This window comes from Azospirillum sp. FG154, from assembly GCF_057809575.1.
The window spans coordinates 169,496-176,569 of the sequence record NZ_JBMDKF010000011.1; the positions used below are offsets into that span (position 1 = coordinate 169,496).

The following is a 7,074-nucleotide window of genomic DNA, read 5'->3' on the forward strand; positions in this document are numbered from 1 at the left end:
AGCACCTTTCATGGGATGGGTGATAGCGTTTTCCATGTTGAAACCCTTTGTGGAAAGGCGCTCTTCATGCTTTCAAAATTCACGCGTTATCCTTTGACCTTTGGCCCGACACACATTGAAAAGCTGGATCGGCTGAGCGCCCATCTTGGGGGAAAGGTTGATCTTTACGCCAAGCGTGAGGATTGCAATTCTGGCTTGGCCTATGGCGGCAACAAGCTGCGCAAGTTGGAATACATCATCCCGGACGCCATCGCGTCTGGGGCGGACACGCTGGTGTCGATTGGCGGCGTTCAATCCAACCACACCCGCATGGTGGCGGCGGTGGCGGCGAAGATCGGCATGAAGTGCCGTTTGGTGCAAGAAAGTTGGGTGCCGCACGAGGACGCCGTCTATGACCGCGTCGGCAATATTTTGCTGAGCCGCGTGATGGGGGCCGACGTGCGGATGGTCGATGAAGGATTCGACATCGGCATTCGCCAAAGTTGGGAGGACGCGATCGCCGACGTCAAGGCGAAGGGCGGCACGCCCTATCCAATTCCAGCAGGCGCGTCGGTCCATAAATTCGGTGGGCTTGGTTATGTTGGCTTTGCGGAAGAGGTGCGCGCGCAAGAGCGGGAACTGGGCTTCGCCTTTGACTATATCGTTGTCTGCACCGTCACCGGCTCGACCCACGCCGGGATGTTGGTTGGTTTCGCCAAAGATGGGCGCGCGCGCAAGGTCATCGGCATTGACGCCTCGTTCACCCCAATCCAGACCAAGGCGCAGGTGTTGGAGATTGCGCGAAACACCGCCGCGTTGGTGGAGTTGGGGCAGGAGTTGAGCGCTGACGACGTGGTGTTGGTCGAGGATTACGCCTATCCGGTCTATGGCGTGCCGTCGGCGGAAACCAAAGACGCGATTCGCCTCTGCGCCCGTCTGGAAGGGATGATTACTGACCCTGTTTACGAGGGGAAATCAATGCAGGGCATGATTGATCTGGTGAAAAAGGGTTATTTTCCAGAGGGATCGAAGGTGCTCTACGCCCATCTCGGCGGGGCGCCGGCGTTGAACGGTTACGCTTACGCCTTCCGCAACGGCTGACCGCCATGAGCGCGGTGGTTTTGTGCGAATCCCCGGCGGGCACGGCGGGCGCGCGATCCTGGCTGTTGGCGCGCGTCGCTCTGATGACGATGACCGGAGAGGCGGTTCTGCTGTTCGCGGGCTCTGGGCGGGGGGAGTCAGACAAGGCGGTTGTGGACGTCGTCGCCACGCGCTTTTCCAGTGTGGATCGGGCCGTCGCGGTGGTGGCCGCTTGGCGGAAAGAGGAGGATTTTCCAAAAGCCGTCTCGCTTCGGGTGATGCGGATTGACGAGGTTCAGGGGGGTGATCCGTTGATTCCCATGTTTCCGTGACGACGGTTGCTTTCATCAGAAGCGGGCGCTCGGGCGATCACGGCTGGGCGCCCGCTTCGGCCTTGCCGACGCCGCTTTCAATCTGTTATTTTGTCTGACAAAAATTATGAGCGCGCGAACGGATTTTGCTATAATTGCATATTAATCGAATGCTTTGTGGCTGAAATTGGTTTTGTTCGGTGGCTTGGAAAGACAAGACATCAGATGTCTTGTCAGAGAAAGCGACCGTGGAGCGCTGATGGACCATGCGTCCAAAGCGGAAACGCCGTTGTTGGAGAGACTGCATGAACTCGCCCGTCGCGCTTGACCCCGCCGCGTTTCGTGGGGAAATCGACGGAGCGGCGACCGCGTTGTGGACCTTGACCGGCGACGGCGGCGTCACCGTCAGCTTGTGTGATTTTGGGGCGCGGATCGTCCAGATCTTGGCCCCGGATCGGCATGGCCGGTTGGGCGACGTGGTGTTGGGCTATGACAGCATCGCCGCGATCCAGGGCGGACAGCCGTCGATGGGGGCCTTCATCGGGCGGTTCGCCAACCGCATCGCGCAGGGCCGCTTCACGCTGGACGGGGTGGAGCGCCGATTGCTCCGAAACGGCGGCGCGCATCATCTGCATGGCGGGTTGAAAGGCAGCCGATTCCGGGTGTTCGACGCCGAACGCCTGGCGCCCGGCGCCGTCCGCATGAGCTTGACCTACGCCGATGGCGAAGAAGGTTATCCGGGGGAACTGCGCTCCTCGGTTCTGTACCGGCTCGACGGCGACACGCTGCGGTTGGAGTATGAGGCGACCACCGACCGCCGCACCGTGGTGAACTTCACGGGTCATGCCTTTTTCAATCTGGCGGGGCAGGGGGCGATTCTCAACCATCGGCTGACGATGAACGCGCGATCTTTCCTGCCCATCGACCCAACCGCCATTCCCACGGGTGAGATTCGCGCCGTCGCCGGAACGCCGTTCGACTTTACGCGCCCTCATCCCATCGGCGCGCGCATTGACGCGGACGATGAACAGCTTCGCCATGCCGATGGCTACGACCACACGCTGGTCATCGACAAGGCGCCGGGCGTATTCGGTTTGGTGGCGGTGGTCGAGGATCCGGAGTCGGGCCGTGCGCTGGAGGTGACGAGCACGGAGCCTGGCGCCCAGCTCTATTCCGGCAACGCGTTGACCGGCGCTGTTCCGCGCGATCTGGGAAAGGGGGGCGTGGCGTTCCAACGGCGCGGCGGCTTCTGCATCGAACCGCAAGCTTTTCCCGACGCCCCCAATCACCCGAATTTCCCGTCCACGGTTCTGGAACCCGGCGTGATTTTCCGGGGCGTCATCGCCTACCGTTTCACGGCGCAGGCATAAGGCGGCAACGTTGCCTTGAATCCGACCGACCGTTGCCCAAAGCACGCGAGGCGCGTTCTTAAGTCATTCAATCGCGGTTAATAAATTAGGGCTTTTCCAGTAATGATCTGTTGGTCACACTGGAGTATGGTTGGTAAGACAACCAATTAGAGGGCGTCAAGCAGCCGCGCGGCGACGCGTCGGGTGATTGGAGCAACTCCATAATTATTGTCATAAATACGACACACAGGCGGCAAGCCTGGGCAAACAAAGCGGCGCCGGGAGGAAATGCACACGATGACCATCGACACCCACTCTGTTTTGTCCTCATCCACGCCCAGACAAGGCCGCCGCTTTGGCGTGCGGGCCAAGCTGCTGATGGCGTTCGCCGGGATGGCGGGCATGACGGTCGCCGCCAGTCTTGTCGGTTTGACGTCTTTTACAGCGGTGGAAGGGCCGCTGACCCGAATCGTCGGCACCAGCTTGCCGGAAATGGAGCTGGCCAAACGCCTGTCGGGCGAAAGCAGCGGCATCGCCGCCGCCGCTCCGACGTTGGACGCCGCCGAAAATCAGACCGCGCGGGAAACCGTGTTTGGCGAGATCATGGGGCGCGGCAAGGGGCTGGTGGCGCTGGTCGATGAACTGGCCGCCCGTCGCCCGAACGACCCGCAACTGCCCGACGTCCGCGCCAAGACCAACGCGCTGATCGCCACGCTGGACGCGGAAAACAAGGCGGTGAGCCAGCGGTTGGCCGTGCGCGCCAAGCGCGAGGAAACGGTTGTCGCGCTGTCCACCGCCTATGATGATTTCCTGGTCGCGTTGGCCCCGCTCACCGAACGGGCGGGCGTCAAGCTGCGCGCCAAGGGCGAGGAGTTGGACGCCAGCACCGAAAAGGACATGGACGGGCTGACCGACGCCGTCCGCTCGCTCATCAGCCTGTATGAGCTGCGCGGCGACATCGGTTTGGCCTCGGAATCCATGGTGCGGGCGGGAACCGCCACCACGGCGATGGCCGTCACCACCCACCAGCAAGCCTATCTGGAGGCCGCCGCCCGTCTGGTCAGCGCCACCGCCCAGGTTGGCAGCCGGTTGAGCAAGACCACCTCCGACGCGCTCGACGAATTTTTCCTGCTTGGCGACGGCGACGACGGCATCTTTGATTTGCGCCGCAAGGCGCTGGAAACCCCAGACGCCCAGCGCGCGCCGATTCTGGCCCGCATTGTCGAGCGGCTGGCCGAAGCGCAGATGCAGCAAAGCGTCCTGGTTGGGCAGTTGGAAGCGCCCTTGATGCGGTTGAAGGCGGAAATCCGTCTGTCCGCCGTCAACATCCGCTCGCAAACCCGCGATTCCATGCAGGAGCTGCTGGGCGACGGTTTGGCGCGCTTCCGCACCTATCTGGAGCTGTCCACCCAGGGCAACGCCCTGACCAGCGCGTTGAACGAGGCGGCGCAGGCCCCCAACGGCGCGCGCCTGCGCGTTCTGCTGTCACGCTACGCCGCCGCCGTGAAGGCGCTGGACGAGAAAATCAAATTCCTGAGCCAGGGCGGCGACGACGGCCTGCCCAAGCTGGCCAAGGCGGCGGAAAAGCTGGCCTCCTTCGGCAAGGGCGAGAGCAGCCTGTTCGAGCTGCGGCGGGCGGAGTTGAGCGCCATCAGCGACAACGAAGGCGTGCTGAACGAAAATCGCCAATTGGCTCAGCAATTCGCCATCACCGTGGATCGGCAGATCGCGGCGATGAAGGCCGAAGCCGATTTGGCCGCCACCGACGCCCTGCGCTCTATCGACGCCGGTCGGATGGTGCTGATCCTGTTCGCGGTGGCCAGCCTGGTCATCGCCGCCGCCTTGGCCTGGTTCGTGGTTGGCCGCACCATCGTCGCCCGCATCAGCCAATTGTCGGACGCCATGCGCGCCATCGCGGGCGGCAATCTGGACGCGGCGATTCCGCAGGCCGGTTCGGACGAGATCGGCGACATGGCCCAGGCGTTGGTCGTTTTCCGCGACACCGCCACCCGCGCCAACGAGGCCGCCGCCCAGGCCGAGGAGGAGCGCAACCGCGCCTCGCAAGAGCGCCGCCGCGCCCGCATCGAAATGGCGGAAAGCTTTGAAAGCAGCGTTCGCGCGGTTCTGCAACGGGTGTCGCACGCCGCCAGCGAAATGCAGGACATGGCCCAGCGGATGAGCCTGAACGCCGAAACCACCACCGGCGAAGCGGCGACCGCCGCCACCACCTCGCAACAGGCGGAGGGCAGCGTCAAGGCGGTGGCCGCCGCCACGGAAGAGCTGTCGGCCTCCATCCAGGAAATCGGCAGTCAGGTCAACACCTCCAGCCGCATCGCCCGCAAGGCGGTGGACGACGCCACCCGCACCGACCGCACGGTGGAAGGGCTGTCGCACACCGCCAACAAGATTGGCGAGGTGGTGCAGCTCATCAACGACATCGCCAGCCAAACCAATCTGTTGGCTCTGAACGCGACCATTGAGGCGGCGCGGGCTGGGGAAGCGGGCAAGGGCTTCGCCGTCGTGGCGTCGGAGGTCAAGAGTCTGGCCAACCAGACGGCCAAGGCGACCGAGGAAATCTCCGGCCAGATCACCGCGATGCAGGCGGTGACGCAGGAAACGGTGGACGCCATCCGCTCCATCGCCAGCACGATCCGCGAGATCAACGAGATCGCCACCAACGTGGCGGCCGCCGTCGATCAGCAGAGCGCCGCCACCCGCGAGATCGCCCGCAACGTGGTGGAGGCCGCCGACGGCACCCAGCATGTCCGCCGCAACATCGATTCGGTGGCGCGCGCCGCCGCTGAATCGGGTGAATCGGCGCACCGTGTGCTCGCCGCGTCCTCGACGGTGACGGAGGAGGTGCGGTCGCTCGGCTCGCAGGTCAACACGCTGGTGGATCGGATGCGGGCGGGCTGACCCGCGACAAAAGACGGACAGGGCAGGGGGCGGCGTCAGCTTGGCGTCGCTCCGGCTCCGTGCAACAGCTTGCGCATTCGCCGCGCGCCCAACCACACCGTGGCCAGGATCGGCAGCACCAGCGCGCCGGTGACGTGGTGCAATTCATGGGCGAACAGGGTGGCCGACGCCCATTCCGCCAGATGGCCGAGCAGCGAGGCCAGATAATAGGAAATGGCGATCACCGACAGCCCTTCCACCGTTTCCTGAAGCCGCAGTTGCATGGTGGCGCGCCGGTCCATCGAGTGCAGCAAATCGCGGTTTTGCCGTTCCAGCGCGACGTCCACCCGCGTGCGCAACAGCTCCGTCGCCCGCATGATCCGTTGCGACAGGTCGGTCTGCTGGCGGGCCATTGACCGGCAAAACTGCATGGCCGGGGCGAGCCGCCGTTCCATGAACTCGCCAAAGGTCGGCGTGCCTTCGATGCGCTCCTCGCGCAGTTCGGCGATGCGCGATTCGACCAGGGCGTGATAGGCCAAGGTGGCGTTGAAGCGGTAACTGCTGCCCGCGATCATGCCCTCGACGTTGGCGGCCAGTTCGGTCAGATCCTCCAACAGCCCATGCTCGACCTCGCCATGGGGGTTGCCCAGCATGCGGTTGGTCAGCTCCGCCGTGCGGGCTTCCGCCGCCGTCACCTCGGCCACCGAACGGCGGGCCATCGGCAGGGCGAGCAGCGCCATCATGCTGTAGGTTTCGATTTCCAGAATGCGCTGAATCAGCCGCCCGGCCTGCTGTTCGCGCAGCGCCGTGTCCCACAGCAAAAAGCGCGAAAACCCGTCGGGGCCGATGCGGAAATCGCTCCAGATCCGCGCGCCGAGGCCAAGAACCCGCGACCCGGCCACCGGAATGCCGCTGAAACAGCGGCTGTCGGCGTCGGACAGAATGTCGGCGCGGTCGCCCTTGCCGATGGCGACCTGGGCGGCGGCCAGAACGCGGCCCTGCAAGCCCTTCCACCAGCTCATCGGCACGGCTTGAAGCAGCGCGTTGTCGAACGGATGGTCGAACGCGCCGGGCAACAGCAGGGTGAAGCTGGTGAATTCGGTGTGTTGTTCCCACTTCAGCCGCAGATCGCCAAGATCAAGCGTGTGGTGGGCCTGCTTGACCACCGGCGGGTTGACGCCAAGGCAGCGGCAAAAGCTGACCAGCAGGTCGGCCCCGCTCGGGCCGTCCGGCGTGTCGAGCAGCGCGATGTGCAGCAAACGCGCCGGGGCTTCGACCGTCATGAAGGGGCGGGCGTGCATCTCCGCGTTCAACGACCAGCGCAGCGGGTGGCTTTGTTCCCCCGCCGCGTTGGCGGCGCTGTCGGCGGCGGGGCGGCCCGCCGGCAAGGCGATCACCGGGAACCCGACGGCCGATCGCTGCGCACCGTCACCGGCTGCCAGATCATCGCGGCGGCGGGG

The 7,074-nt window shown here is 64.5% G+C and carries 5 protein-coding genes; 4 read left to right on the plus strand and 1 reads right to left on the minus strand.

Annotation, left to right across the window (positions count from 1 at the left end; all coding sequences use genetic code 11):
* Positions 1–66: 66 nt before the first annotated feature.
* From ACODS4_RS15035 to ACODS4_RS15050, 4 genes are all read left to right on the plus strand, one after another.
* Positions 67–1,080: a 1-aminocyclopropane-1-carboxylate deaminase gene (locus tag ACODS4_RS15035; protein ID WP_488864980.1), complete on the plus strand. Its 1,014-nt coding sequence runs from the start codon at positions 67–69 to the stop codon at positions 1,078–1,080.
* Between the two features lie 5 nt (positions 1,081–1,085).
* Entirely contained in the window at positions 1,086–1,391 is a 306-nt protein-coding gene (locus ACODS4_RS15040) for a hypothetical protein (protein ID WP_488864982.1), read from the plus strand.
* Positions 1,392–1,675: 284 nt separating this feature from the next.
* A complete protein-coding gene (locus ACODS4_RS15045; protein WP_488864984.1) occupies positions 1,676–2,740 on the plus strand; it encodes an aldose epimerase family protein in 1,065 nt (354 codons plus the stop codon).
* Positions 2,741–3,016: 276 nt separating this feature from the next.
* Positions 3,017–5,635 carry a methyl-accepting chemotaxis protein gene (locus ACODS4_RS15050; protein ID WP_488864986.1) on the plus strand — a complete coding sequence of 873 codons (2,619 nt, stop codon included), beginning with the start codon at positions 3,017–3,019 and terminating at the stop codon, positions 5,633–5,635.
* Between the two features lie 35 nt (positions 5,636–5,670).
* Here the strand turns inward: ACODS4_RS15050 and ACODS4_RS15055 are convergent.
* Positions 5,671–7,074, minus strand: a 1,404-nt coding sequence (locus ACODS4_RS15055) for a DUF3422 family protein (protein ID WP_488864988.1), incomplete at its 5' end; no start/stop codon positions are given.

What these genes read in the sequence shown, in the direction of transcription:
- ACODS4_RS15035 (WP_488864980.1), top strand. Translation starts at nt 67, where the DNA reads ATGCTTTCAAAATTCACGCGTTATCCTTTGACCTTTGGCCCGACACAC.
- ACODS4_RS15040 (WP_488864982.1), top strand. Translation starts at nt 1,086, where the DNA reads ATGAGCGCGGTGGTTTTGTGCGAATCCCCGGCGGGCACGGCGGGCGCG.
- ACODS4_RS15045 (WP_488864984.1), top strand. Translation starts at nt 1,676, where the DNA reads ATGAACTCGCCCGTCGCGCTTGACCCCGCCGCGTTTCGTGGGGAAATC.
- ACODS4_RS15050 (WP_488864986.1), top strand. Translation starts at nt 3,017, where the DNA reads ATGACCATCGACACCCACTCTGTTTTGTCCTCATCCACGCCCAGACAA.